18 protein-coding genes are annotated in these 25,657 nt (G+C 71.3%); 6 read left to right on the forward strand and 12 right to left on the reverse strand.

Translation table 11 applies throughout. The annotated features are described in order from the left end of the window. The first annotated feature begins 6 nt into the window (after positions 1-6). Positions 7-1,560 carry an MFS transporter gene (locus ACZ4FH_RS26770; protein WP_467307966.1) on the forward strand — a complete coding sequence of 518 codons (1,554 nt, stop codon included), beginning with the start codon at positions 7-9 and terminating at the stop codon, positions 1,558-1,560. 122 nt (positions 1,561-1,682) lie between these two features. On the opposite strand, the gene ACZ4FH_RS26775 is transcribed toward ACZ4FH_RS26770, so the two are convergent. From ACZ4FH_RS26775 to ACZ4FH_RS26790, 4 genes are all read right to left on the reverse strand, one after another. Then, positions 1,683-3,194 carry a DUF4153 domain-containing protein gene (locus ACZ4FH_RS26775; protein WP_467307967.1) on the reverse strand — a complete coding sequence of 504 codons (1,512 nt, stop codon included), beginning with the start codon at positions 3,192-3,194 and terminating at the stop codon, positions 1,683-1,685. 722 nt (positions 3,195-3,916) lie between these two features. After that, positions 3,917-4,813: an ADP-ribosylglycohydrolase family protein gene (locus tag ACZ4FH_RS26780; RefSeq protein WP_467307968.1), complete on the reverse strand. Its 897-nt coding sequence runs from the start codon at positions 4,811-4,813 to the stop codon at positions 3,917-3,919. A 10-nt stretch (positions 4,814-4,823) separates the two neighbouring features. Continuing rightward, entirely contained in the window at positions 4,824-5,483 is a 660-nt protein-coding gene (locus ACZ4FH_RS26785) for a histidine phosphatase family protein (protein ID WP_383646473.1), read from the reverse strand. An 83-nt stretch (positions 5,484-5,566) separates the two neighbouring features. After that, positions 5,567-6,172 (reverse strand): YdbC family protein, encoded by a 606-nt coding sequence (locus ACZ4FH_RS26790; RefSeq protein WP_467307971.1) that lies wholly within the window; start codon positions 6,170-6,172, stop codon positions 5,567-5,569. Positions 6,173-6,377: 205 nt separating this feature from the next. On the opposite strand from ACZ4FH_RS26790, the gene ACZ4FH_RS26795 reads away from it, so the two are divergent. Together ACZ4FH_RS26795 and ACZ4FH_RS26800 are read left to right on the forward strand one after the other, a co-directional pair. After that, the gene (locus ACZ4FH_RS26795) at positions 6,378-6,914 is read left to right on the forward strand and encodes a TerD family protein (protein WP_467307972.1); all 537 of its coding nucleotides are present in this window, start codon (positions 6,378-6,380) and stop codon (positions 6,912-6,914) included. A 119-nt stretch (positions 6,915-7,033) separates the two neighbouring features. Next, on the forward strand, positions 7,034-7,615 hold the full coding sequence (locus ACZ4FH_RS26800; protein ID WP_467307973.1) for a suppressor of fused domain protein: 582 nt from the start codon (positions 7,034-7,036) through the stop codon (positions 7,613-7,615). 181 nt (positions 7,616-7,796) lie between these two features. On the opposite strand, the gene ACZ4FH_RS26805 is transcribed toward ACZ4FH_RS26800, so the two are convergent. Beyond that, positions 7,797-10,691 carry a vitamin B12-dependent ribonucleotide reductase gene (locus tag ACZ4FH_RS26805; RefSeq protein WP_383646485.1) on the reverse strand — a complete coding sequence of 965 codons (2,895 nt, stop codon included), beginning with the start codon at positions 10,689-10,691 and terminating at the stop codon, positions 7,797-7,799. Positions 10,692-10,852: 161 nt separating this feature from the next. Beyond that, positions 10,853-11,365 carry a transcriptional regulator NrdR gene (nrdR, locus tag ACZ4FH_RS26810; protein ID WP_383646488.1) on the reverse strand — a complete coding sequence of 171 codons (513 nt, stop codon included), beginning with the start codon at positions 11,363-11,365 and terminating at the stop codon, positions 10,853-10,855. A 601-nt stretch (positions 11,366-11,966) separates the two neighbouring features. Here nrdR and lexA point away from each other — a divergent pair. Continuing rightward, positions 11,967-12,755, forward strand: a complete 789-nt coding sequence (lexA, locus tag ACZ4FH_RS26815) for a transcriptional repressor LexA (protein ID WP_383646491.1) — start codon at positions 11,967-11,969, stop codon at positions 12,753-12,755. 159 nt (positions 12,756-12,914) lie between these two features. Here lexA and ACZ4FH_RS26820 read toward each other — a convergent pair whose 3' ends face one another. Genes ACZ4FH_RS26820 through ACZ4FH_RS26840 form a run of 5 tightly spaced genes read right to left on the reverse strand, consistent with a single transcriptional unit; the run spans position 12,915 to position 20,969 of the window. Then, entirely contained in the window at positions 12,915-14,885 is a 1,971-nt protein-coding gene (locus tag ACZ4FH_RS26820; protein ID WP_467307974.1) for an ATP-dependent DNA helicase, read from the reverse strand. Between the two features lie 50 nt (positions 14,886-14,935). Continuing rightward, positions 14,936-16,831 carry an IucA/IucC family protein gene (locus tag ACZ4FH_RS26825; RefSeq protein WP_467307976.1) on the reverse strand — a complete coding sequence of 632 codons (1,896 nt, stop codon included), beginning with the start codon at positions 16,829-16,831 and terminating at the stop codon, positions 14,936-14,938. Between the two features lie 48 nt (positions 16,832-16,879). Next, entirely contained in the window at positions 16,880-17,605 is a 726-nt protein-coding gene (locus ACZ4FH_RS26830; protein WP_467307977.1) for a GNAT family N-acetyltransferase, read from the reverse strand. Between the two features lie 60 nt (positions 17,606-17,665). Continuing rightward, positions 17,666-19,564: an IucA/IucC family protein gene (locus ACZ4FH_RS26835; protein WP_467307978.1), complete on the reverse strand. Its 1,899-nt coding sequence runs from the start codon at positions 19,562-19,564 to the stop codon at positions 17,666-17,668. A gap of 28 nt (positions 19,565-19,592) precedes the next feature. Further along, on the reverse strand, positions 19,593-20,969 hold the full coding sequence (locus ACZ4FH_RS26840; protein ID WP_467307980.1) for a diaminobutyrate--2-oxoglutarate transaminase family protein: 1,377 nt from the start codon (positions 20,967-20,969) through the stop codon (positions 19,593-19,595). Positions 20,970-21,312: 343 nt separating this feature from the next. Here ACZ4FH_RS26840 and ACZ4FH_RS26845 point away from each other — a divergent pair, with 343 nt between their 5' ends. Together ACZ4FH_RS26845 and ACZ4FH_RS26850 are read left to right on the forward strand one after the other, a co-directional pair. Then, on the forward strand, positions 21,313-22,542 hold the full coding sequence (locus tag ACZ4FH_RS26845) for a trypsin-like serine peptidase (protein ID WP_467307981.1): 1,230 nt from the start codon (positions 21,313-21,315) through the stop codon (positions 22,540-22,542). Between the two features lie 232 nt (positions 22,543-22,774). Then, on the forward strand, positions 22,775-23,944 hold the full coding sequence (locus ACZ4FH_RS26850; RefSeq protein ID WP_467307983.1) for a trypsin-like serine peptidase: 1,170 nt from the start codon (positions 22,775-22,777) through the stop codon (positions 23,942-23,944). A gap of 86 nt (positions 23,945-24,030) precedes the next feature. Here the strand turns inward: ACZ4FH_RS26850 and hflX are convergent, their stop codons facing one another. Then, positions 24,031-25,551 (reverse strand): GTPase HflX, encoded by a 1,521-nt coding sequence (gene hflX / locus ACZ4FH_RS26855; RefSeq protein ID WP_467307985.1) that lies wholly within the window; start codon positions 25,549-25,551, stop codon positions 24,031-24,033. Between the last annotated feature and the right edge of the window lie 106 nt (positions 25,552-25,657).

Consider the following 25,657-nt stretch of genomic DNA (forward strand, 5'->3'; position numbering starts at 1 on the left):
ACCGTAGTGACCACCTCTCAGTTAGAAGCACGGAGCGCACCGGGTGCGGCGCGGCGACAGGGCCGCCCCGGGATCGCCCTGGCCGTCATCGCCGCCTGCCAGTTGATGGTTGTGCTCGATTCGACGATCGTCAACATCGCTCTCCCGGGCATCCAGAACGCGCTCGGCTTCTCGACCACCGATCTGTCGTGGGTCCTCAGCGCGTACACACTCACCTTCGGCGGTCTGCTGCTGCTCGGCGGCCGGGCCGGCGACATCCTGGGCCGCCGCCGGGTGTTCCTGACGGGCATCCTGGTCTTCACCCTCGCCTCCCTGCTCGGCGGATTCGCCCAGGAGCCCTGGCAACTGCTGGCGGCCCGCGCGCTCCAGGGCATCGGCGGCGCCATCGCCTCACCGACCTCGCTCGCCCTCATCACCACGACGTTCCCCGAGGGCCCCGAACGCAACCGCGCCTTCGGCGTGTTCGCCGCGGTTTCCGCGGGAGGCGGCGCCATCGGTCTGCTCGGCGGCGGGATGCTGACCGAATGGCTCGACTGGCGCTGGGTCTTCTTCGTCAATGTGCCGATCGGTGTGCTGATCGCCGTCCTGACCCCGATGTACATCAACGAGTCCGAGAAGCACCCGGGCCGCTTCGACATCGCGGGGGCCCTCACGTCGACCCTCGGCATGGCCTCGCTCGTGTACGGCTTCATCCGGGCCTCGGAACAGGGCTGGCGGGACTCCCTCACCCTGGGATCCTTCGGCGCCGCGGTGCTGCTGCTCGCCTCGTTCGTCCTTGTCGAGATGCGGGCCAAGGAACCGATCACACCACTGCGGATGTTCGCCGACCGCAACCGCTCGGGCACGTATGTGATCATGCTCAGCCTGGCCGCCGCGATGTTCGGCATGTTCTTCTTCATCGTGCTGTTCGCGCAGAACGTGCTGGCGTACTCGCCGATCGAGGCGGGTCTGGCGTTCCTGCCCGTGACCGTCGCGATCGTGGTGGGCGCGGGGCTCTCGCAGCGCTTCCTCCCGGTGCTGGGCCCGAAGCCCTTCATGGTCACCGGTGCCTCGTTCACGGGCGTGGGCCTCATATGGCTGACGTTCATCTCGCCGGACAGCTCGTACCTCTCCGGCGTCCTCGGCCCGATGCTCGTGTTCGGTGTCGGCATGGGGCTGAACTTCGTGACCCTCACACTGACGGCGGTCTCCGGCGTCGCCCCGCACGAGGCGGGTGCCGCCTCCAGCCTGCTCAACGCGAGTCAGCAGGTGGGCGGTTCGCTGGGCCTGTCCATCCTGGTCACCGTCTTCGGCACGGCCAGCCGCGACGAGGCGGAGAAGCAGGTCCCGAAGTTCCTGGCACAGGCGTCGCCGGAGCAGAAGGCCGAGTTCGCCAGAACTCATGAGCTGCCCGGAAGTTGGGGCCACACCGTGCTCGCCCAGGGCATATCGACCGCCTTCCTGGCGGCGGTGGCCATGGCGGTTCTCGCCCTGCTGACGGCCGTGCTGGTGATCCGGGTGCGCAAGAGCGACCTGGACGCGCTCAGCGGGAACGCGGCTGCCGGGGGGCCGGTCGCGTAGAGGCGTACGGACGGCGGCGGGTGATCCGGCCGACACGGATGTCGCGCCGGCCTGGGGAGACACCGCGCCGGCCCGCCGGAAGACCGGCGGGCCGGCGGGGCAAGGGCCGGTTCGTGCGGGAATCAGTACGGGTCGTAGGGGTCGTACGTCTCGTCGCTCCCGCCGCGGTCCCCGCCGTTGTCGCCCGTGCTCAGGCTTCCGCAGTCCCGCAAACGGTGGACGGGCTTCCAGTCCCCCAGGATGTCCCGGGCACGGGCCTCGCCCCAGCTCGTGGCGTACCACGGTTCGTCCGAGTCGAGCAGCCCCCGCTGGATCTCCTCCAGGGCGCAGGAACGCAGGGGTTCCGGCAGGGTGTTCAGGGCCGGGACGGCGTCGGCGGAGAGACCGCGGAGGTACTCGATGTCGATGGAGTGGGCGTCGCGGTAGCGCTGGACGTTCTGTTCGGCGATGAGGCCGTCGGGTGAGACCAGTCCGAAGACCAGGACTCCGACGGCCGCGCTCGCCGCGACGGCGCGCGGCAGCATGCGGGCTCCGAAGAAACCGGCGGCCATGATCAGGACGAGAACCACGCCCAGCCAGAGTTCCACGGCGGCCACGGAGATCCGCAGCCGTGTCAGTCCGTACGCGTCGACGTAGAGGTCCATACGCCGCAGCGCCGACGCCACGACGACGAGCGTCAGCAGACAGAGCGTGCCGAGGACCCCCCGGACGAGGGTGCGGTCGCGGGGGCCTCCGCGCGGTGCCCAGCGCAGCGCGAGCGCGATGACCAGGAGGGTGAGCAGTGTGGCCCAGAGCAGTTGCCAGAAGCCCTGGCGGGCGTACTGGGAGTAGCTGAGATCGGTCTCGGCCATCACCTTGTCGTAGCCGCCGAGCAGCACCGTGAGCTGAATGGCGAGGAAGGCGGCGAAGAGCAGGTTCAGGACAATCAGCGGCAGGGCCCATTCCAGCCGTCCCCGCGGCTTGCCCGGTTCCGTCGTCAGTCCGTCCCAGCGCACGGGCGCCGCCGCCGTGTACGCGGCGGCGAGGGCACCGACGAGGCCCAGCAGGCCCAGGAAGAAGCGCCACGGACTGTCGCTGATGGACACATCGGGCATCAGGTCGCCGAGGACGTCGGCGAAGGCGGCGTCGGCGCTCGCGAAGAGCGCGCCGAACACGAGGAGGAGCACGAACGCGACGGCCGCGGAGCGCAGGACGACGCCCCAGCGGCCCCGGGAGCCGGTCATCCGGGCGCGCATGCCCCGTGCCGCCCAGCCCAGCGCCTCCGCGACCGAGGTCAGGACCCCCAGCGAACCGAGGAAGACCCCGATCCAGCTGCGGCTGCCGTGCAGCGCCAGTGAACCGAGCGCGAAGGCGGACACGATGGCGAGGAAGCTCGGCCAGCCGGCGTCCCGGAGGGCCGGGACGGCGAGCAGGGCGAGTCCGCCGACCGCCCAGACGGCGGTCCAGGGCCGCAGTCGGCGCGTGGTCGGGCGGACCGCGAAGTAGGTGGCGAGCGCTGCCGGGATCGCGACGACGAGCAGGTTCAGACCGATGCCGTCGCCGAGCAGCGCGGCGCTCAGCAGCGCGGTGGCGAGCGCGGACCAGAGGGTGCCGACGGGAATGGTGCCGGGCACGCCCGTGCGGAGCCGCGTCATGTCCGACGGGGTCGCCTGGGCGGTTCCCTTCGGCCTGCCCCAGGGATCCTTGGTGGCGCCCGGTCGCTCCTGGCGGGCGTAGGCGGGAATCCTCGGCGGTTCCTGGGCCGGGGACGCCGCACTGTACGCAGCAGCGGCCGGGGGAACGCGCGGCGGCGCGTTGTCGGCGGTCGGCGCGGCCGTGGAGAGCGACGCCGCAGCGGCGGAGCCTTCCGTTCCGCCGTGCTGCGGCTGCTGCGGGGCCGGGACCGTCTCGGCTTCCCGCGCCTCCTGCGCGGGCCCGGAGGCCGGGGCCGGTGACGGTGCCGCGCCCCCCGTCTGTGCCGGGACCGGCGACGGCGGCGGGGCGGACACCGGCTCCGCCGCGTCGTTCGGGCCCGGGACGGCGGGCGGCGTGGACGCGCGCTCCGGCCGGGGCGGCTCTGGTATGTGATCGGACACGGGACCCCTCCCCACCGGGGTCCGCTCGCGCGGCCTCTGGCTGCACGGCCCCCCGGCGTCTCATTCGATGCGCGCCGTCGAGATGATCACCGAGGGCGGCGTGGCCGAAAGAGTAACCCTGTGCGCACGGTGTCAGCCGTCCGAGGCGGGGCTGTGGCAGGACCGTGACAGTCGGACGCGCACCGGTGTCGCGCGTGCGGACCCCGCGGCGACGCCCGACCCGTCGGGCCGGGCACCACCGGGAGGGAGCGGTTCAGGTACTACCGGGAACGGTTCCGGTGCTACCCGGTCGTCCAGTCGGGCACGTCCTCCGTCTGGGCGACCCAGGCCGCCGGAGGCGCGCCCGTGGTACCGGCGGCGACCACTCCGCCGACGATCGCGCAGGTCGTGTCGACGTCTCCGCCCGCCTGGGCGGTGACCCAGAAGGCCTGCTCGAAGTCGCCGAGCCCGCGGGCCGCGGACCAGAGGGCGAAGGGGACGGTGTCGTGCGCACTGGTCCGGCGGCCGTTGCCGAGGACGGCGGCGACCGTGCCCGCGTCGTTGTAGTCCAGCATGTCGCGGGCCCTGCGCAGCCCGGCGCCGACCGCGCTGCGCGGCACCAGGGCGATCACGCCGTCCAGCAGGTCCGTCGCCGTGGGCGGGCCCGAGGGCGCGGCGGCGAGGGCCGCGGCGGCCGCGACCGCCATCGCCCCGACCACGGCCTCGCGGTGCTGGTGCGTGGTGTACGAGGAGATCTCCGCCTGGTGCGTCGCCTGCTCGGGGTCGTCCGCGTACCAGGCGCCGAGGGGCGCGATGCGCATCGCCGAGCCGTTGCCCCACGATCCCTGGCCCTGGAACAGCGCGGAGGCGAGTTCACGCCAGTCGCCGCCCTCCCGGACCAGCCTCAGGAGGCGGTTCACAGCGGGGCCGTAACCCCGGTCGAAGTCGTGGTGGATCGCGAAGGAGTGGGCGAGGGCGTCCTGGTCGATGCGGCCGTGCCGGTGCAGCACGGCCACGACCGAGGCGGCCATCTCGGTGTCGTCGGTCCACTGCCACGGACCGGGCGGCAGCGCGCGGTCCTTCAGGAGCGGATAGTTGGCGGGCACGAAGAACTGGGAGCCCAGGGCGTCTCCCACGGACAGGCCGCGCAGGCTGGCAAGGGCGCGTTCCACGCGCTGGTCAGAAGTGGATTCGGTCATCGTTTCCACTCTATCCGGTGATGCCGTAGGGCTCAGGTGTGCGCCAGCGCTCGAAGGGGCGGTCCAGGGTGTACCGCCCGTCCTTTCCGAGCAGCAGTGTCCGCGACTCCCCGTTGCCGGGATTGGACAGCGACTCGAATTCGGCGACGGACCAGTGGAACCAGCGCATGCAGAACAGGCGCATGGTCAGTCCGTGGGTGACGAGGAGGACGTTGGGCGGGTGGTCGGGGTCCTCGAAGCTTCGGTGCAGGCTCTCCAGGAAGGCGCCGACGCGGTCGTACACATCGGCGCCGGACTCGCCCTGTGCGAAGCGGTAGAAGAAGTGTCCGTAGGCATCGCGGTAGGCCTTCTGGAGCCGCACGTCGTCGTGGTCCTGCCAGTTCCCCCAGTCCTGCTCGCGCAGCCGGGGCTCCTCGCGCACCCTGACCCGCTCCAGGTCCAGCCCGAGGGAGCGGAACGTCTCGTGGGTGCGGCGGTAGGGCGAGATGTACACGCTGACCCGCTCCTCGCCGAACAGCTCGCGCAGCCGTGTTCCGGTCTCGCGGGCCTGCCGCAGTCCCGTCGAGGTGAGTCTCAGCGCGTGGTCGGGCTCGCGCTCGTAGACGGTGTCGTCGGCGTTGCCCTCGGACTCCCCGTGCCGGACGAGGACGATGCGTTGCGGTCGTGCCATGACTCGACCCTAGATCGAGTCGGCGCCGTTCGAGCAGTTGTCCGGAATTCGACGCTCTGTGGCGACGGCGGAGAGCTCCTCCGTCACACCGTCCACGAGGGTTCGAGCTGGACCACGTCGCCGGCCAGGGCGGCCACGTCCTCCTCCAGCTGGGCGCGTTGCGAGAGCCGGTCGACGCTTCCCGGCCGGTACTTCCCGCGCTCGGCGCCGGACTGCCACATGGACAGGACCAGGAACTCGTGGCCGGGTGCCTCGCCGAACACTCCGCGCACCATCCCGGGCGATCCGGCCATCGCCGGGTTCCACACCCGCTGCTGCATCAACGCGAAGTGGTCGACCCGCTCCTCGTGCACGGTGCTGTGCGCCACCCTGATCACGTCGACATCACCGAAATGGGGCTCGAAGCCGGTCTTCACGTCGAAGCGGTGCTCGAACAGCTTGACCTGGACATCGGTGCAGGTCCCGGACTGCGCGGCGGCCAGGGCATCGTGCCCGCGTGCCATGAAGGAGTCGTAGAAGACCCGGTTCTCCCAGAAGGCGAAGACATGCGCCACCTCGGGCCGGGTACGGCTCCAGCCGCCGCCCTGTCCCCGGAAACCCGGCTCACCCAGCAGCCCCGCCCACTTCCGCTGCCCCCGTTCGAAACCACGACGGTCCACCACGCTGCAGCGAATCCACTTGACCAGCACTGCGCCATCGTACGGGCCCCGGACGTGGCATGGGTCACGCTCGGACGGAGTGCATCAGAACCGGTCAGCACCGGCACGCGGGGGTCCGGAGCACGGTGGCCCGAATGCGCCCCTGGAACCCAAGGCGGTTGGTTCCACGGTCCGTTACGGACATCATCGGGTGGTAAAACCGGAGCGACGGCCCCGTGTGAAGGAGCGAAGTCGGATGAGCACTCCGAACAAGGACATCGAGAAGATCGAGATCCGGCTCAAATGGGATCCCAGTCCCCACGGCGAGCCCGATCACGACCTCGACATCATCGCCGCGACCTATCCGGCCGGGGACCCGTACGGCGACCCCGCGTACCTGGTGCACTTCGACAGCCGTGCTCCCGACGGCACGATCACGCTCAACCGTGACAGCAGGACCGGGCAGGGCCTCGGTTACGACGAGATCATGACGGTGGAGCTGCACCGGGTGTCGGAGTCGTACGGCCGGGTCGTCATCGGCGTCGCCATACAGCAGCGGGACGGGCGAAGGACCTTCGCCGAGGTGGCGAACACCGGTGTGCAGATCCGCGAGGGGTACACCGTCCTCGCCGAGGACGACTTCTCGTCCGTCGGCGCAGCGACGGCCGCCGTGGTCGCCGAGTTCGTCCGGGACCCGTCGGGGGCGTGGCGGCTCCAGGACACGGTCCGCGGATTCGACGGGGACGCCGATGCGTTCGCAGCCTCCATGGGGAACCGCCCGGCCGGAGCGTGACCGGGAGGGCGCGGCGGCGCCGGGACACCGGCGGCCGGCCGCGCACCGTCGACCGCACGGTCCGCGCTGTCGCACGCCCCCGGTAGTCGGCCGTCGCCCTCGTCCGCGATGATCACACCATGAACGACGGCATGTGGACAGGGGTGGCGGACGCCGTCACGTCGCACGTCCGGGACTTCTTCGCCGGCCACTCCGTCGAAGTCGTCGACTACGACGTCGGTCCGGAGCGGCGGTGGGCGCTTCCCGGTCTGCGGGTGCTCGTCGTCGGTCCCGGCCCGCGCGACTCGGGCTGGGCCTACGTGACCGCGGGCTGCGGCGCCGTGAGCGGTCCCGGGGAGCACGGTCTCGAGTTCCTCATGACGGCCCAGGTCCGTGACCGGCGCTTCATCGATCTGATGGCGATGACCGCGTACTACCACCGCGGCGGGCACCCGCTCGGCCTCCAGCACAGCATGCCTCTGGGTGAGCCGTGGCTGCCGGGTTCCGCCTGCGACCACTTGCTGATCAGTCTGCCGTACCTCCACGGCCCCGGACTGGAGCACTGCCCCGTCCCCCGCGGCCGCGCCCGCGTCCTGTGGGTCCTGCCCGTCACCGCGGCCGAGATCGCCTTCCGCAGGGAGCACGGGCACGAGGCGCTGGAACAGCTCTTCGACGAGGTGGGCATCGTCCCCACCGACCCGTTCCGGGCCTCGGTCGTCTGACCTGCCGTGACGGCGCGTGGCCCCGACCCACGCCGCACCGTTCGGCATCGGCACCGGCATCGGCACCGGCCGACAACGCGGGAGAGGGAGCCGGCGCGTGGCCGGCTCCCTCTCGCCTCGTCAGGTCAGTGACCTCCGCAGCCGATGCTCAACGAGGCATCGGACGCGGTTCCGTCCGCTGTCAGCTGCAGCCGCTGGTCGAGCCGCAGCCCTCGCAGATGTAGCAGGAGCCGGCGCGCTGCATCTTCGTACCGCAGGAGAAGCAGAGCGGGGCGTCCGCGCTGATGCCGAGCTGCATCTCGACGAGCTCCGCCGAGGTGTGCGCGGTCTTCGGGGCGGGGGTTTCGAGAGGGGCGACGGCCTTCAGGGGCTCCGCCTGGAGGGGGGCCGACTGGGCCCGGCTCTCGGCCTCCAGCTGCTCCTCCTCGAACGTCGGCTCGTAGGAACCGGTGTCGAGGTGGCGCTGACGCTCCTCGGCCGAGTGGATGCCGAGGGCCGAGCGGGTCTCGAAGGGCAGGAAGTCGAGCGCCAGGCGGCGGAAGATGTAGTCGACGATCGACTGCGCCATCCGCACGTCCGGGTCGTCCGTCATACCGGCCGGCTCGAAGCGCATGTTGGTGAACTTCGAGACGTAGGTCTCCAGCGGGACGCCGTACTGGAGGCCCACCGACACGGCGATGGAGAAGGCGTCCATCATGCCGGCGAGGGTGGAGCCCTGCTTGGACATCTTCAGGAAGACCTCGCCGAGACCGTCGTCCGGGTAGGAGTTGGCGGTCATGTAGCCCTCGGCGCCGCCCACCGTGAAGGAGGTGGTGATGCCGGGACGGCCCTTGGGGAGACGCTTGCGGACCGGGCGGTACTCGACGACCTTCTCGACCGCGGTGCGGATGGTCTCCTCGGCCTTGGCCGTGACGGCCTCCTTCTCCTTCTCCTTGGTCTTCGCGGAGAGGGGCTGGCCGACCTTGCAGTTGTCGCGGTAGATGGCGAGCGCCTTGACGCCCATCTTCCACGCCTCGAAGTAGACCTCCTCGACGTCCTCGACGGTGGCCGTCTCGGGGAGGTTCACCGTCTTGGAGAGCGCGCCGGAGATCCACGGCTGGATGGCCGCCATCATGCGGACGTGGCCCATCGCGGAGATGGAACGCTCGCCCATCGCGCAGTCGAAGACCTCGTAGTGCTCGGTCTTCAGGCCGGGGGCGTCGATCACATTGCCGTGCTCGGCGATGTGGGCGACGATCGCCTCGATCTGCTCCTCCGGGTAGCCCAGGCGGCGCAGGGCCTGCGGGACCGTGCCGTTGACGATCTGCATCGAGCCGCCGCCGACGAGCTTCTTGAACTTGACCAGGGCGAGGTCGGGCTCCAGGCCGGTGGTGTCGCAGGACATCGCGAGACCGATGGTGCCGGTGGGCGCGATGACCGAGGCCTGCGCGTTGCGGAAGCCGTTCTTGGCGCCGAGGCGGAGGACGTCCTGCCAGGCCTCCGTCGCGGCGGCCCAGATCGGGTTGTCCAGGTCGTCGCCGTGGACGGCGACGGCGTTGGCGTCGGCGTGCTGCTTCATCACGCGCTGGTGCGGCTCGGCGTTGCGGGCGTAGCCGTCGTACGGGCCGACGACAGCGGCCAGCTCGGCGGAGCGCTTGTACGAGGTGCCGGTCATCAGCGAGGTGATGGCGCCGGCGAGCGCGCGGCCGCCGTCGCTGTCGTAGGCGTGGCCGGTCGCCATCAGCAGGGCGCCGAGGTTGGCGTAGCCGATGCCGAGCTGGCGGAAGGCGCGGGTGTTCTCACCGATCTTCTCGGTCGGGAAGTCGGCGAAGCAGATCGAGATGTCCATCGCGGTGATGACCAGCTCGACGACCTTGCCGAAGCGCTCCGAGTCGAAGGACTGGTTGCCCTTGCCGTCGTCCTTGAGGAACTTCATCAGGTTCAGCGAGGCGAGGTTGCACGACGTGTTGTCCAGGTGCATGTACTCGCTGCACGGGTTCGAGCCGTTGATCCGGCCGGACTCCGGGCAGGTGTGCCACTGGTTGATGGTGTCGTCGTACTGGATGCCGGGGTCGGCACAGGCCCAGGCCGCCTCGGCCATCTTGCGGAAGAGGGACTTGGCGTCGACCTCCTCGATGACGTCACCGGTCATGCGAGCGCGCAGCCCGAACTTCCCGCCGGACTCGACGGCCTTCATGAACTCGTCGTTCACACGGACCGAGTTGTTGGCGTTCTGGTACTGGACGGACGTGATGTCGTCGCCGCCCAGGTCCATGTCGAAGCCCGCGTCGCGCAGGGCGCGGATCTTCTCCTCCTCCTTCACCTTGGTCTCGATGAAGTTCTCGATGTCGGGGTGGTCGACGTCGAGGATGACCATCTTGGCCGCACGGCGCGTGGCGCCGCCCGACTTGATCGTTCCTGCGGAGGCGTCGGCACCGCGCATGAAGGAGACCGGACCGGAGGCGTTGCCGCCGGAGGAGAGCAGTTCCTTGGAGGAGCGGATGCGGGAGAGGTTCAGGCCGGCGCCGGAGCCGCCCTTGAAGATCATCCCCTCTTCCTTGTACCAGTCGAGGATCGACTCCATGGAGTCGTCGACGGCCAGGATGAAGCAGGCGGAGACCTGCTGCGGCTGGGGCGTGCCGACGTTGAACCAGACGGGAGAGTTGAAGCTGAAGATCTGGTGCAGGAGGGCGTACGCCAGCTCGTGCTCGAAGATCTCGGCGTCGGCGGGGGAGGCGAAGTAGTGGTAGTCCTCGCCGGCCTTCCGGTACGTCTTCACGATCCGGTCGATCAGCTGGCGCAGACCGGTCTCGCGCTGGGGAGTGCCGACGGCCCCGCGGAAGTACTTGCTGGTGACGATGTTGACCGCGTTCACCGACCAGAAGTCGGGGAACTCGACGCCACGCTGCTCGAAGTTGATCGAGCCGTCGCGCCAGTTGGTCATGACGACGTCACGACGCTCCCAGACCACCTCGTCGTACGGATGCACGCCGGGGGTGGTGTGGATGCGCTCGATACGCAGGCCCTGCTTGGTCGCAGTCGACTTGGCTCCCTTACCGCGGGAACCTCGTGCCGGGCCGCTCGCCGTCTCTGTCATGCCGCCTCCCATATGTGGGCAAAAACGCCCTGAAGTGCCGAGAACTTCCCCGGGCACAGTCTGTCTCTGATGCCCCCGACGCCACGCACAGCGTCCGGAGCAGGTCTACGTGCCGTCCGGCCGCCGGTCGTCGGACCGGTCGGGCGGACAGGTGGTGCCGCTCAGTCGGCGGCGACGGCGGGAACGGGGACCTCAAGGGTCTCGCCGGTCCCGCGGGTTTGTGCGGGAGGCCGTCCGTCGCGGAGTTCCGCGATGGCGGCCTCGAAGTCTTCGAGGGTGTCGAACGCCCGGTAGACGGACGCGAACCGCAGGTACGCGACGAGGTCGAGTTCCTGCAGGGGGCCGAGGATGGCCAGACCCACGTCGTGGGTGGTCAGCTCGGCGCTGCCGGTGGCCCGCACCGCCTCCTCGACCCGCTGGCCGAGCTTGGCGAGCGCGTCCTCGGTGACCGGCCGCCCCTGGCACGCCTTGCGCACGCCGGAGATGACCTTGGTACGGCTGAAGGGCTCGGTGACACCGCTGCGCTTGACCACCATGAGCGAACAGGTCTCCACCGTCGTGAAACGGCGGGAGCAGTCGGGGCACTGGCGGCGCCGGCGGATCGAGGTCCCGTCGTCGGTGGTGCGACTGTCGACGACCCGGCTGTCGGGGTGCCTGCAGAAGGGGCAGTGCATGGCTCCCAACCCTCCTTCACAGCACGACTGAATAGCCTCTTCAGGCCCGGCGACGGGCCCTCGAAGCGGTCTCAAGCATAGGCGATGACCACACCCCCGACGGACGGGGACCACAACTTCTGGGTGGCTGGAGCAATCCAACCACTAGATCTTGGGTTGGGTCGCGCATTTGGCCCTAGCGCGTGTCGCGCGCCCCGGGCGGCCGGAAGGCAGCGTACGACCGACCACGAGGGTACGGGAAGCAGGCTGCGCCACCGATCTCGGGGCTCCCCTTCCCGGGCCGCCCCGACCGCCCGGGAAACGGCGCGCCGCACCCCCGGGGCGCCCCCGGGAACCACCCCCGCACCTTCGCCACCGGCGGGCGCACGCTACCGTAATCGTCCGAATTGCCCGCGGGCCCGCGCGCCCCGGGAAACGGTGGAGAAACCCTCGGACGACACCGCTCCACGGCGCACGAAAGCCCCCCAGGGCTTCGCTCATACACCTGACGTCGAACCCCCGGCAGACTTTTATTCGTTTTTCACTCGAACGTGTGTTTGGCGCAACCTTTCGAAAGCTACTACCGTTGTCCAGCTAGGGAGACCATTCGAGAGGGGCCGACGTGACCACCACCGCAGACAGTGCCATCATCACTGCCCAGGACCGCTCGCAGAGCCGACTCGAGCCGGTGCATGCCATGAATGACTCAGTCACGAACGCGGAGGAGCCCGCGCGCCCAGCGCGCTCGCTGCCCGGACGACCTCCCGGTATCAGGGCGGACAGCTCGGGACTCACGGACCGGCAGCGGCGCGTGATCGAGGTCATCCGGGACTCCGTCCAGCGGCGCGGCTACCCCCCGTCGATGCGCGAGATCGGCCAGGCCGTCGGCCTGTCCAGCACCTCGTCCGTCGCCCACCAGCTGATGGCACTGGAGCGGAAGGGCTTCCTCCGCCGGGACCCGCACCGCCCCCGCGCCTACGAGGTGCGCGGCTCCGACCAGCCGAGCACCCAGCCCACGGACACCACGGGCAAGCCCGCCGCCTCGTACGTGCCGCTGGTCGGCCGGATCGCCGCCGGTGGCCCGATCCTCGCCGAGGAGTCGGTCGAGGACGTGTTCCCCCTCCCCCGCCAGCTGGTCGGCGACGGCGAGCTGTTCGTGCTGAAGGTCGTCGGGGACTCGATGATCGAGGCCGCGATCTGTGACGGGGACTGGGTCACGGTGCGCCGCCAGCCGGTCGCGGAGAACGGCGACATCGTCGCCGCGATGCTGGACGGCGAGGCCACGGTCAAGCGCTTCAAGCGCGAGGACGGCCATGTATGGCTGCTCCCGCACAACGCCGCGTACCAGCCGATCCCCGGCGACGAGGCGACCATCCTCGGCAAGGTCGTGGCGGTGCTGCGCCGGGTGTGAAGGCCCTGGCCGCACCCCTTCGAGCACCATCACGGGGCCCTTGAGAACCGGCTGCGCCCGCCGGTCCTCAAGGGCCCCGTCGCATGCCTTCGCGACAGCCGTCCCGGGCGCGCGGGGGCGGCGCTGCCGCCGTCCCGTACGCGCCCGGACCCGGCCCGGCTACTTCCCGTCGGCCTTCGCCGCCGCGTCGATCGCGGCCAGCGAGCGGCGGGCCTGATTGCGGTCCGTCGTATACCAGAAGTCGGGCAGGGAAGCCCGCAGATAGCTGCCGTAGCGTGCGTTGGCCAGCCTGGGGTCGAGCACGGCGACGACGCCCTTGTCGCCCGTCGCCCGGACGAGACGGCCGGCCCCCTGCGCCATCAGCAGCGCCGCGTGGGTGGCCGCCACGGCCATGAAGCCGTTGCCGCCGGCCTGCTCGACCGACTTCTGCCGGGCGCTCATCAGCGGATCGTCGGGGCGCGGGAACGGAATCCGGTCCATGACCACCAGCTGGCAGCTGGGCCCCGGGACGTCGACGCCCTGCCAGAGCGAGAGCGTGCCGAAGAGACAGGTCTCGGGGTCGGCCGCGAAGTTCTTGATCAGCTCGCCCAGGGTCTCCTCCCCCTGGAGCAGGATCGGCTTGTCCAGCCGGCCGCGCAGCTCCTCGGCCGCCGCCTTCGCCCCCCGCATCGAGGAGAACAGCCCCAGGGTGCGCCCGCCGGCGGCCTCGACCAGCTCGGCCAGCTCGTCCAGCATGTCGGTCCGGGAACCCTCCCGGCCCGGGGTCGCCAGATGGCGGGCGACGTAGAGGATCCCCTGCTTCGGGTAGTCGAAGGGCGAGCCGACGTCCAGGCCCTTCCACTGCGGGACGTCGTCGCCGACCGTGCCCTCCGGGGAGAGGCCGAGGGACGCCCCCACGCCGTTGAAGTCCCCGCCGAGCTTGAGCGTCGCCGAGGTCAGCACCACGGAGCGCTCGGAGAAGAGCTTCTCGCGCAGCAGTCCCGAGACGGAGAGCGGGGCGACCCGCACCGAGGCGCCGAAGCGGTCGTCCCGCTCGTACCAGACGACGTCGTACTCCGAGCCCTGGGTGATGCGCTCGGCCACGCCGTGGATCGACTCCACGGAGGCCAGTGCCTGCTTGCGGACCACGTCCTCGTCCTGGACGGACTTGTCGCGGGTGGAACCGAGCGCGGTGATCACCGTACGGGCGGCGTCGCGCAGCGCCGTGAGCGCGTACCCCAGATCCTCCGGGACCTCTTCCAGGCGGCCGGGCAGCGCCAGCTCCATGACCCGCTCGAAGCCCTCGGAGGCGGTCTGCAGGGCATCGGCCGCCTTCTCGTTGACCAGCTTCGCCGCCCGGCGCACGGCGCGGTTGACCTGGCCGGGGGTGAGCTCTCCGGTGGCGACGCCGGTGACGCGGGAGACCAGCTCGTGCGCCTCGTCGACGATCAGCACCTCGTGCTGCGGGAGGACCGGGGCGCCCTCGATGGCGTCGATGGCCAGGAGCGCGTGGTTGGTCACCACGACATCGGCGAGCTTCGCCCGCTCCCGGGCCTGCTCGGCGAAGCACTCGGCGCCGTACGCGCACTTGGAGGCGCCCAGGCATTCACGCGAGGAGACCGAGATCTGGCCCCAGGCCCGGTCCGAGACACCCGGAGTGAGGTCGTCCCGGTCGCCGGTCTCCGTCTCGTCCGCCCAGTCCCGCATACGCAGCAGGTCCTGGCCGAGCTTGCTCGACGGGGCCGCCGCCTCGAAGGGGTCGAAGAGTCCCTCCTCCTCGTCCTGCGGCACGCCCTCGTGGAGGCGGTGCAGACAGAGGTAGTTCGACCGGCCCTTCAGCATGGCGAACTGCGGGCGGCGGCGCAGCAGCGGATGCAGGGCGTCGACCGTCCGCGGAAGATCGCGCTCCACCAGCTGCCGCTGGAGCGCCAGCGTCGCCGTGGCCACCACGACGCGCTCGCCGTGCGCCAGGGCGGGCACCAGATAGCCGAGCGATTTGCCCGTGCCGGTGCCCGCCTGGACGAGCAGGTGGGATTGGTCGTCTACGGCCTCGGCGACGGCACCGGCCATGGCGGCCTGTCCGGGGCGCTCCGTACCGCCGACGGCGGTCACGGCGGCGTGCAGGAGATCGGGGAGGGTTGGCTTCGTCATAGCCCGGCCAGCCTACGGGGCGCCACTGACACCGACGGTCATTCCTGGACTCAGGGGGTGGGGTGCAGCGGGTTGGCGACGCTGCCGTGGACCGCCGCGTGCGGGCGTTCGGGCCGGTCGCGGTAGCCGTCCAGATGCAGGCGGTTGCGGTTCAGACAGAGGCGCTCGATCCGCGGCGTCAGCATGTCGAACAGCTCGAAGCGTTCCTTCAGCTCCGGGAACCGGGCGTGGTGGCGCAGGATCTCCGCCCGCACGAGTGACCAGAAAGTGTCCTCCGGGACGTCCAGCTGTTCCTCGCAGAGCGGGGAGAGGAAGCGGAAGACGCCGGTGAAGAGTCCCGAGTGGATGAACTGGGTGAGGAAGGCGGGTTCCTCGGTGAGCAGGACGTCGCGCACGTCCCGGGGCATCGAGTCGTGCTCGGGCAGCGGCCGGGCGCTGACGTTCACGTCGTCGACGAAGTCCTTGATCGCCAGCCGGACGGGGACGTCGTTCCCGTCGAAGACCACGATGGCGTTCTCGCCGTGCGGGGAGAAGACCGTGCCGTAGCGGTAGAGGAAGTGCAGCAGCGGCGGGAGGAGCGCGGCGAAGAGCCGGGTGAGCCAGGCGGTCGGGGTGAGTCCGGAGCGGGCGACCAGTTCCGCGGTGAAGGAGCGGCCCCGCGGGTCCGTGTGCAGCAGGGAGGCGAGGGTGCGGGCGCGTTCGCCGGGGGCCAGGCGCGGCGGCAGCGGTTCGCGCCAGATCGCGCCGAGGATCTCCTTGAACTGGTACGGCGTCTCGGGGAGGTGGTCGTAGAGCGGATGCTCGACCGTGACCGAGGCGACCTCCCCCAGGAGGATGACGCCGCAGGTGTCGCGGAGGAAGGGGTCGTTGTCGCGCAGTCCCTGGACCCAGGCGGTGACGGCGGGGGCGGCGACGGTGCGTTCGGTCGGCAGACCGCGCCAGACCAGGGTGTTGAGAATGGAGAGCGGAAGCTTGACCGTGTGCCGGTCGGGGCGGGCGACATTGGCGAAGGTGCGGATGGACTGCTGGGGCAGGCGCAGGTCCTCGTCGGCGTGGAGCGGCACGATGTCGCCCGCCGCGATGGCCGGGGCGAACAGGGGCACGATCCACTCGTCCCACTGCCAGGGGTGGACGGGGAGGAAGAGATAGCCGTCCGGGTCGAGGCCCCGCTCGCGCAACGAGGCGGCGAAGGAGGCGCGGATGCGGGGTTCCAGCTCCTGGGCGTAGAGGGTTTCGCGGTCGGTGAGCGGACCGGTGCCCCGGTAGGCGGCGATCCGCTCGGAGACGGCGATCCACGGCAGGGTGACCGGGACACGTGCCTCGGGCGCGTAGCGGGAGGCGTCGGTGGCGGAGAAGCCGAGCCGCCCCTTGTTGGCGACGATCCAGGGGTGGCCGGTCTGGTGGCCCTCCAGCGCGGCGTAGTCGAGGTCGGCCAGCTCGGCCGCGGTCAGCGCCCGGTGGTCGAGGCGGGCGTCGGCCGTGAGCGTGGTCGTCAGCTCGCGGACCAGGTGGCCGAGCGTGGCGCCGTCCAGACCGAGGAGCCGCCGGGACCGGGCGAGGAACTGGAGCGGATCGCGGAAGGGGACGCTGTCCGCGTCCGGATCCGCCACGGGTCCCCCGGCTCCCTCCGCTCCGGCGGCCGCCTCGGCCTCGGTGGCGGCGATGCCCGCGGCGCGGATCGAGTCGGGCGCCACGCGCCAGCTGCCGTAGACGCCGCGCCGCGCGGTGAAGCGGAGGCTGCCGCCGTCGTCGAGGACCAGGCTGTACGCGCCGTCCCCGACGGCCCGGGGCACGGGCTGGATCACCTCCTCGTACGCGAACTCGCCGAGCATCTTGGCGAGCATCCGGGCGGCGGCCCGGTCCCAGACCGCCGGGTTGAGCTCCGGGGTGCTGAGCAGCAGGGGCGAGGGGGCCGCTGCGTCACGGCTCACGGGATATTTCGGCACGGGGACTCCTCAGGGGACCGACGGGATGCGAGCGGTGCGGTGCAGGGTTCACAGCTGGGCACGGTGGGCTCGGTCGCGGACCATCAGCGCGGCCCGCTTCTCCGGGAGTGCGAACTCCGCGGAGTAGCGGAATCCGGCGCCGAGGAAGGCGGAGACGGACGGGGTGTTGCGGACGTCGGGTTCCGCCACGACGCGGGTGCAGCGGGGGCGGTGGTCCAGGACGAGGTCCGCGACGGCCCGCAGCAGGGTGGTGCCCAGGCCCCGGCCCCGGTGGGCGGCGGAGCCGATGAGCACATGGATGCCGGTGTCGTGCGGGCGGATCGGGCCGTAGCGCGCCAGCCGGTCGAGGTCGGCCCGATAGATCTCCCAGTAGCTCATCGGGACGCCGGCGAGGACGCCGAGGCAGGGCACGCTGCGGCCGTCGCCGTCGAGCTGGGGGGTGAGGTGCGCGGCCGTCACGCTCTCGTCCCCCGCGAGTTCCCAGAAGGCCGCGACGGCCGGGTCGTTCATCCAGCCGGTGAGGGTGGGGAGATCGCGTTGCAGCGTCACGGGGACGAGCTGGAACGCGCCGGCCGGTGTGGGGACGGGAGGCCACTCGCCCGGCCGGTCGAGGAGGCCGGGGTCCCGCGCGCCGCGCCGGGGCGCCGGTGCCTCCGTCCCCAGCAGCGCGCGGAGTTCCGCCGTGAGCCGTGGCTCCGGCGGGTCCTCGGTACCCGAGCCGGGCCACGGGACGGGGCCGGGGCCGGGGCCGGTGTGCGCATCGGCGGGAGGCACGGCGGGGCTCTCCTCTCTCGGGGGTTCGGACGGTTCCCGGCGCGGGCGAGGGGCCGGTTCTCAGCCGTGCAGCGGGTTGCCGACGGAGACGTAGACGGACTGGGTGTCGACGGGTCCGACCAGTTCGTCGAGGCCCTGGAGGCGGGTCAGCATGTTGGCCTTGCAGCGCAGTCGGGGCGTTTCCAGGAGGTGGGCGGGGAGCGGTGATCCGGTGGCGGTGACGGCGGCCGAGCCCAGGAAACGCCGGAAGGCGGCGAGGAGCACCTGTTCGTCGGCCAGGCGCTGGGCGCCGAACGCTCCGATCAGCCCGAAGACGTTGTTGATGCCCAGGTAGTACGCGAAGCGTTCGTCGGTGACGGCGTCGGAGACGAAGGTGTCGCTGACCGCTCCGATGCCCGGAAGACGGTGGTCGAGCGCGGTGCGGTGGGACTCCCGGAAGTAGTAGCCCTGATTGTCACGGTAGCGGCCGCCGACCGGCCAGCCCTCGGCGTCGAGCAGGACCAGGGTGTTCTGCTGGTGGGCCTCCAGGGCGACTCCTGCGTGGCCGTCGAGCCAGAGGACCGGGTGGACGACCCGCTCCAGGTAGCGCAGGAACCATTCGGCCGCCACGGCCGTCGTGGTGCGTCCGGTGACGGAGGCCAGCCGGCGAACGACGTCGGCGAGGCGCGAGCGCATCTCCGGCCGGTCCGGCCAGGGGCGCGGGGCGGTGAGACCGGCGATGCAGACCGCGTCGTCGTTCCGGCCGAAGGGGTTGTGACGGAGCATCACGTCGAGGCCGGGGACGGGATCGCCCTCGGGGGTGTCGACGGCGATCCAGGCGGGGTCGCGGACGATGTCGAAGCCGGGGTGCGCCTCCTGCCAGACCCGGTCGAGGCCGGTGCGCAGCAGACGGTGGACCTCGACGCCCCGGTGCAGCTCCTTGCGGAGGTTCTCCCGGCGGGAGTTGGTGATGCGGACGCCGAGGGAGAGCTTGAGCATGAGGTCGGTGCCGGGGCGCTGGACGGTGCGCACCGAGGAGGTGGGGTGCCAGGCGGGGCCGTACGGACCGAGGTCGTGGAGGAGCCCGGAGTCGGCGAGGGCGGCGACCTCCGGGCGGCTCATCAGGTCGCGGGCCTGCCAGGGGTGGAGCGGGAGCGGCACGGTGTTCCCGGGGAGGGGCAGTCCCTCGGCGTGGCGCGCCGCGAGTTCCCCGGCCGGGACCGTGCGTCCGCGGGCGGTCCACGCGGAGTCGGTGGCGAGGACGGACCGGTCGACGGCCATCCAGTGCAGCGGGAACGAGCCGTGGGTCTCGGGAGAGTAGAGGCGGGACTCGGTGTCGGAGAGTCCTTCCCGGCTCTTGGGCGAGGGGTGCAGGGGGTGGCCGAACAGGAGCGACTGCTCGGCGGTGAGGAAGAGGTCGGCGGCGGCCGGGGCGACGGGGCGGCGCCGCCGTACCTCGATGAACCCGGCGGTGCGCCGTACCGAATCGGCGACCCTGCCGACCATGTCGGCGCTCTCGCGGTGGCCCGCCTCCCGGCCGAGGAGGGATGCGACGGTGACCGCGTCGGCGGTGGGCGCGCCGCCGGGGGCCGTCTCCAGGGCGGGCGGGCCGAAGCGGTGCCAGCCGGTGGCGGACCAGTGGCGGACGGGGACGAGCAGGGCGGTGCCGCTGGCGGGGAGCGGAATGCGCAGGGTGTCGCCCTCGGGGCGGGGCAGGTCCCGTTCGCGGACCCAGCAGCGGAGCAGGTTCTCGATGCCGGCGGCGTCGGCGGCGCGGAGCGGATCGGGATGGTCCAGGGGGTCGGCGGACTGTGCCGGGGCGTGGGACACGGTCCTGGGAGTGTGCCACTGGGCGTGCGGCACCTCCTTCTGGCGCGGCACGGTCGACGGTTCCACGGCGAGCTGGCCGCAGCTCGCGGCTTCTCCCCGGTGGTGGGTGCAGGGCGGGCCGTCGGCCTCGGGCGCGGGGGTGGGGTTCACGGCGGTCTTTCTGTGGGGGTGTGCGGAATCAGCGGACCGACCCGGTCGCGGTCCGTCGGTGCGGGGAGCGCTCGGCGGCGGCCAGCGCGTCGGCGAGGCGGTCGACGACCGCCGCCGCCTGTTCGTCGGTGAGCGTGAGGGGCGGGAGGAGGCGGACGACCGTGGAGTGGCGGCCGCCCAGTTCCACGATGAGTCCGCGGCGGAGGCATTCCTGCTGGACGGCGGTGGCGAGGGCCGGGTCGGGCGGGGCGGCGCCGGTGGCGTCGGCGGGTGCCTCCGGATCGACGAGTTCCACGCCGATCATCAGTCCGCGCCCCCGGACGTCGCCGATGCTCGGGTGGTGTCCGGCCAGGGACCGCAGTCCGGCGAGCATCCGGGCGCCGAGCTCACCGGCACGACGGTCGAGGCGGTTCTCCCGGACGTAGGAGAGGGTGGCGGCGCCGGCGGCCATGGCGAGCTGGTTGCCCCGGAAGGTGCCGGCGTGGGCGCCGGGCTGCCAGGTGTCGAGTTCGGCGCGGTAGACCACGACGGCGAGCGGCAGGGAACCGCCGATGGCCTTGGACAGGACCATCACGTCGGGGACGGTGCCGCTGTGCTCGACGGCCCAGAAGGCGCCGGTCCGGCCGACGCCGGTCTGCACCTCGTCGGCGATCAGGGGGATGGAGCGGGCGGCCGTGATCTCCCGCATCCGGCGCATCCAGCCGTCGGGGGCGGGGTTGACTCCGCCCTCGCCCTGGACGGGTTCGAGGATCATGCCGGCCGGGGTGCGGGTGCCGCTCTTGGGATCGTCGAGCACGCTCTCCGTCCAGCGCGCGGCCAGCTCCGCGCCGCGCTCGCCGCCGGTGCCGAACGGGCAGCGGTAGTCCTGCGGGAAGGGCAGCCGGGTCACCCGGACGTCCTCGGCACCGCCGGACGCGGCGAGGGCGCCCGCCGTCATCCCGTGGTAGGCGCCGGTGAAGGCCAGCAGCCCGCTGCGGCCGGTGGCGGCGCGGACCAGGGTGAACGCCGCCTCGACCGCGTCCGTTCCGGCGGGGCCGCAGAACTGGATGCGGGCGTTGTCCGCGAACTCCCGGGGCAGGGTGGCGAACAGCTCGGTGGTGAAGGCGTCCTTGACCGGTGTGGCGAGGTCCAGGACGTGCAGCGGGGCGCCGGAGTCGATGACCTTCTTGATGGCTTCGAGGACCACCGGGTGGTTGTGCCCGAGGGCCAGCGTGCCCGCCCCGGACAGGCAGTCCAGATACCTGCGCCCGTCCGCGCCCTCGATGGTCAGACCCCTCGCCCGCACCGGAACGATCGGCAGCGAGCGCGCGTAGGTGCGCGCGGACGACTCGCGCAGCGACTGACGGCGCAGGATGCCCTCGTGCGGCGCCGGGTGCGGTGCCGGAGCTGGTTCGGTCACGGCCACGGCTGTTGTTCCTCCCGCTGTAACAGTTGCGTTGCACGTCGGCACGATTCCGTACGGACGGACCGCACGGGTGAACCCTGTCTGCGTGTCCCCCGTACGTACCAACGACGCCGGGGGCCGGAGATCACGGGTAAATCCGAAGATCCTCGCGGAACGGTGCCCTGCCGCACGCCGCCGCCGGCGTCACCGGCATAGTGGGGGGCCGTGCCGTGGCCCGGGACGTCCTCCCGGTGACCGCGGCGTGTCCGCCCGGGGGTGAGCCGCCGTCCGGCGGACGGGGCCCGCACGGGCCGCATGTGCAGTACGGAAGCGTTGAGTTACGAAGTCCCAGGGGGATCACCAGATGCGACTCATACGACCAGGGTTCACCGCACGCCGGGGAGGGAGCGCGCGCCGCGCCCCCTCCCCCGTGCTGGCCGTCGCCGCGGTCACCGCGGTCCTCGCCCTCACCGCCACGGCCTGCGGGCCGGACGAGGAGAAGGCGGCCTCCGAGCCGAGCAGCAGCGCCACGGGCTCGTCGTCTGACGGCGGGATCACCGTCCCGGACGATCTGAAGAACCGGCTCAAGCAGCACGGGATCGACCTCGACCAGTGGAAGAACGGCGAGTGGAAGAACTGGGACAAGGACACCTGGCTGCGTGAGGCCAAGGACTTCGTCAACCCGATCATCGAGGGTCTCTGGGACGGGGACCGGATGCGGGACGCCGACAAGGCGCCCGAGAAGCCGGTCGACAACGACATCTCCGGCGACGTGGGAGTGACGGACCCGACGCCCGTGCCGGTGCGGGCCGTGGGCGTGCGGACGCCGCTGCACGACGCCGCCCCGGAGTCGGGGAAGCTGTTCTTCGACAGCCCCGAGGGCTCCATGGTCTGCTCGGCGACCGTGGTGCAGGACCCGGCGCACCCGGGCAAGTCCAACCTGGTGTGGACGGCGGGCCACTGCGTGCACGCGGGCAAGAAGGGCGGCTGGTACCGCAACATCGCCTTCGTGCCCTCGTACAACAACACGGGCCTGTCCATCGACGAGCTGCGCAAGAACCCGCCCAAGGACAAGATCGCCCCGTACGGCGTGTGGTGGGGCTCCTGGGCGCAGACCTCGCAGCAGTGGATCGACCAGGGCGCCTCGGTCGGCGGGCTCGGCGCGCCGTACGACTTCGCCGTGCTGCATGTGACGCCGGAGAAGGGGTCGGACGGCAAGTCCCTGGAGGAGACGGTCGGTTCGGCGCTTCCGGTCGACTTCAACGCCCCGGCGGTGCCCAAGATCGCCGCGATGACGGCGACCGGCTTCCCGGCGGCCCCGCCGTACGACGGCCAGAAGCTCTACCGCTGCCAGGACAAGCCGGGCCGGCTCTCGCTGACCGAGAACGACCCGACGATGTACCGCATCGGCTGCTCGATGACCGGCGGTTCGTCCGGCGGCGGCTGGGTCGCGACCGGACAGGACGGCAAGCCCGCGCTCGTCTCCAACACCTCCATCGGCCCGGTGACGGCCGGCTGGCTGGCCGGACCCCGCCTCGGCAAGGAGGCCAAGGGCGTCTACGACGCGGTCAGCAAGAAGTACGCGAACGAGTGACACCGGACCGCCTTCCGCCCGGGGGCGGATGACGGTTCCTCAGGGGTTCTCGGCGCACCGGCCGTCGAGGGCCCCTGAGCCGCTTCGCGCCGCGGCCCGCGGTGCGGACGTGGCGTCGAACACCCTTCCACCCGTCATAGGGTGGTGCCCGCGCCGTGGCCGGCATGCGGCCGGCCCGGTCTGCGGCATGACACGCTCATGCCATTTCCATGCTTTCAGGGGGATTTTCACCATGCGATCCATACGTCCGCTGCTCACCGCGGCCGGACTCGTCGCCGCGCTCACGCTGACGGCCACCGCCTGCGGTCCGGAGGAGGACCAGGCGTCCGACAAGCCGAGTGCCTCGGCCTCCGCGGACAAGGACGGCTCCGGCGGTCTGCCCGACGGTCTGGCCGACACGCTCAAGAAGCACGGCGTCGACCTCGACAAGTGGAAGAACGGCGAGTGGAAGAACTGGGACAAGGACACCTGGCTGCGTGAGGCCAAGGACTTCGTCAACCCGGTCATCGAGGGGCTGTGGAAGCCCGACCGGATGAAGTCCGCCAAGGACCCCGCCAAGACCATGTCCGCCGGGGACTTCTCGGGCGACCAGGGCGTCACCGACCCCGAGCCCAAGCCCGTCACGGCCCAGCCCGAGAAGACGCCGTACCACAACTACGCCGCCCCGGTCGGGAAGGTCTTCTTCGACTCGCCCGAGGGCTCCATGGTCTGCTCGGGCACCGTCGTCAAGGACCCGAAGAACCCGGGCAGGTCCAACCTCGTCTGGACCGCCGGGCACTGCGTCCACGCCGGTTCCAAGGGCGGCTGGTACCGCAACATCGTCTTCGTGCCCGCGTACAACGACAAGGGCAAGAGCGCCGCGGCGCTGGAGAACGCGCAGCAGTACGAGATCGCCCCGTACGGCGCGTACTGGGCGGACTGGGCCGCGACCTCGGGCGAGTGGATGCGCGACGGCGGTCCCACCGGCGGCGAGGGCGCCCCGTACGACTACGCGGTGCTGCACGTGAAGCCGGAGAAGGGCACCAAGTCCCTGGAGGAGACGGTGGGCAACGCCCTGCCGGTCAACTTCGACGCTCCCGAGGTCGCGCAGATCAGCGCGATGGGCGCCTGGGGCTACCCGGCCGCTCCGCCGTACAACGGTCTGATCATGCACAAGTGCGTGGACCGTCCGGGTCGGCTCTCGATCAGCCCCTCGACCCCGACGATGTACCGCATCGGCTGCACGATGACCGGCGGTTCCTCCGGCGGCGGCTGGTTCAGCGAGGCGTCGAACGGCAAGCTGGCCCTGGTGTCCAACACCTCCATCGGCCCGGTGACGGCCGGCTGGCTGGCCGGACCCCACCTGGGCGAGGGCGCCGAGCAGATCTTCACGATGATGAGCGACAAGTTCGGCAGCCGCTGACGGCCGGACCCGCTCCGCGACAGGCGAAAGGCCCGCTCCCTCACGAGGGAGCGGGCCTTTCCGCGGACGGAGAGCGTCCGCGGAGGTCAGTGCACGGCGGGCACGAACACGGCCAGTTCCGCCGCCAGTTCCTCGTGGACCCGGGCCTTGAGCAGGGTGCCCTCCGACGTGTGCTCCTCGGAGATCACCTCGCCCTCGGCATGCACCCGGGAGACCAGTCCGCCCTGGATGTACGGCACGAGCGCCTGGACCTCGACCGAGGGCCTCGGCAGCTCGCTGTCGATCAGCGCGAGCAGCTCGTCGATTCCGGCACCGGTCCGCGCCGACACCGCGATCGCGTGCTTCTCGTTGCGCAGCAGCCGCTGGAGGACCAGCGGATCGGTCGCGTCCGCCTTGTTGACGACCACGATCTCGGGCACGTCCACCGCGCCCACCTCACGGATCACCTCGCGCACGGCGGCCAGCTGCTCCTCCGGGACCGGGTGCGAACCGTCCACCACGTGCAGGATGAGATCGGACTCCCCGACCTCCTCCATGGTGGAGCGGAACGCCTCGACCAGGTGGTGCGGCAGATGCCGTACGAACCCGACGGTGTCGGCGAGGGTGTAGACCCGCCCGCTGGGCGTCTCGGCCCGGCGCACGGTCGGGTCGAGGGTGGCGAACAGGGCGTTCTCCACCAGCACACCCGCACCGGTCAGGCGGTTGAGCAGCGAGGACTTGCCCGCGTTGGTATAGCCGGCGATGGCCACCGAGGGGACCTTGTTGCGCTTGCGCTCCTGGCGCTTGATCTCGCGGCCGGTCTTCATCTCCGCGATCTCCCGGCGCATCTTCGCCATCTTCTCGCGGATCCGTCGCCGGTCCGTCTCGATCTTGGTCTCACCGGGACCACGGGTGGCCATGCCGCCCCCGCCGCTGGATCCGCCACCGCCCATCTGACGGGACAGCGACTGACCCCAGCCGCGGAGCCTGGGCAGCATGTACTGCATCTGCGCCAGCGACACCTGGGCCTTGCCCTCCCGGGACTTGGCGTGCTGGGCGAAGATGTCGAGGATCAGGGCGGTGCGGTCGACCACCTTGACCTTGACGACGTCCTCCAGATGGATCAGCTGGCCGGGGCTCAGCTCACCGTCGCAGACGACGGTGTCCGCGCCCGACTCGATCACGATGTCGCGCAGCTCAAGGGCCTTGCCGGAACCGATGTAGGTGGCCGGGTCGGGCTTGTCACGGCGCTGGTAGACCGCGTCCAGCACCTCGGCGCCCGCCGTCTCGGCGAGCGCGGCCAGCTCCGCGAGGGAATTCTCCGCGTCCTGCACCGTGCCCGAGGTCCAGACACCGACGAGCACCACGCGCTCCAGGCGCAGCTGCCGGTACTCGACCTCGGTGACGTCCTCGAGCTCGGTGGAGAGGCCCGCGACACGCCGCAGGGCGGCGCGCTCGGAGCGGTCCAGCTGCTCGCCGTCCCGCGCTCCGTCGATCTCGTGGCTCCAGGCGACGTCCTCTTCCATCAGGGCGTCGGCCCGAAGGCTCTCGGTGAGGCTCTCGGTGACATTCTCCGTGGCACTCCGCGCGTTCTGCGCGTCCTGGGGAAGGGAAGAAGAGGAGGTCATTGGATCCTTACGTCGAAAGGTCTGGGTTTCATCAGTCACAACGCGTGACCTCCCGGGATGATTCCCGCGGGGGGAATTCTCCGGTCCGGCCGCCGCGGCGACCCGT

The sequence above is a fragment of the Streptomyces sp. NPDC024555 genome, from assembly GCF_055559335.1.

Excerpts from the sequence above, each read along its gene's own strand:
- ACZ4FH_RS26775 (WP_467307967.1), bottom strand. The coding sequence starts at position 3,194 with ATGACGCGGCTCCGCACGGGCGTGCCCGGCACCATTCCCGTCGGCACC.
- ACZ4FH_RS26780 (WP_467307968.1), bottom strand. The coding sequence starts at position 4,813 with ATGACCGAATCCACTTCTGACCAGCGCGTGGAACGCGCCCTTGCCAGC.
- ACZ4FH_RS26785 (WP_383646473.1), bottom strand. The coding sequence starts at position 5,483 with ATGGCACGACCGCAACGCATCGTCCTCGTCCGGCACGGGGAGTCCGAG.
- ACZ4FH_RS26795 (WP_467307972.1), top strand. The coding sequence starts at position 6,378 with ATGAGCACTCCGAACAAGGACATCGAGAAGATCGAGATCCGGCTCAAA.
- ACZ4FH_RS26800 (WP_467307973.1), top strand. The coding sequence starts at position 7,034 with ATGAACGACGGCATGTGGACAGGGGTGGCGGACGCCGTCACGTCGCAC.
- ACZ4FH_RS26805 (WP_383646485.1), bottom strand. The coding sequence starts at position 10,691 with ATGACAGAGACGGCGAGCGGCCCGGCACGAGGTTCCCGCGGTAAGGGA.
- nrdR (WP_383646488.1), bottom strand. The coding sequence starts at position 11,365 with ATGCACTGCCCCTTCTGCAGGCACCCCGACAGCCGGGTCGTCGACAGT.
- ACZ4FH_RS26820 (WP_467307974.1), bottom strand. The coding sequence starts at position 14,885 with ATGACGAAGCCAACCCTCCCCGATCTCCTGCACGCCGCCGTGACCGCC.
- ACZ4FH_RS26845 (WP_467307981.1), top strand. The coding sequence starts at position 21,313 with ATGCGACTCATACGACCAGGGTTCACCGCACGCCGGGGAGGGAGCGCG.
- ACZ4FH_RS26850 (WP_467307983.1), top strand. The coding sequence starts at position 22,775 with ATGCGATCCATACGTCCGCTGCTCACCGCGGCCGGACTCGTCGCCGCG.
- hflX (WP_467307985.1), bottom strand. The coding sequence starts at position 25,551 with ATGACCTCCTCTTCTTCCCTTCCCCAGGACGCGCAGAACGCGCGGAGT.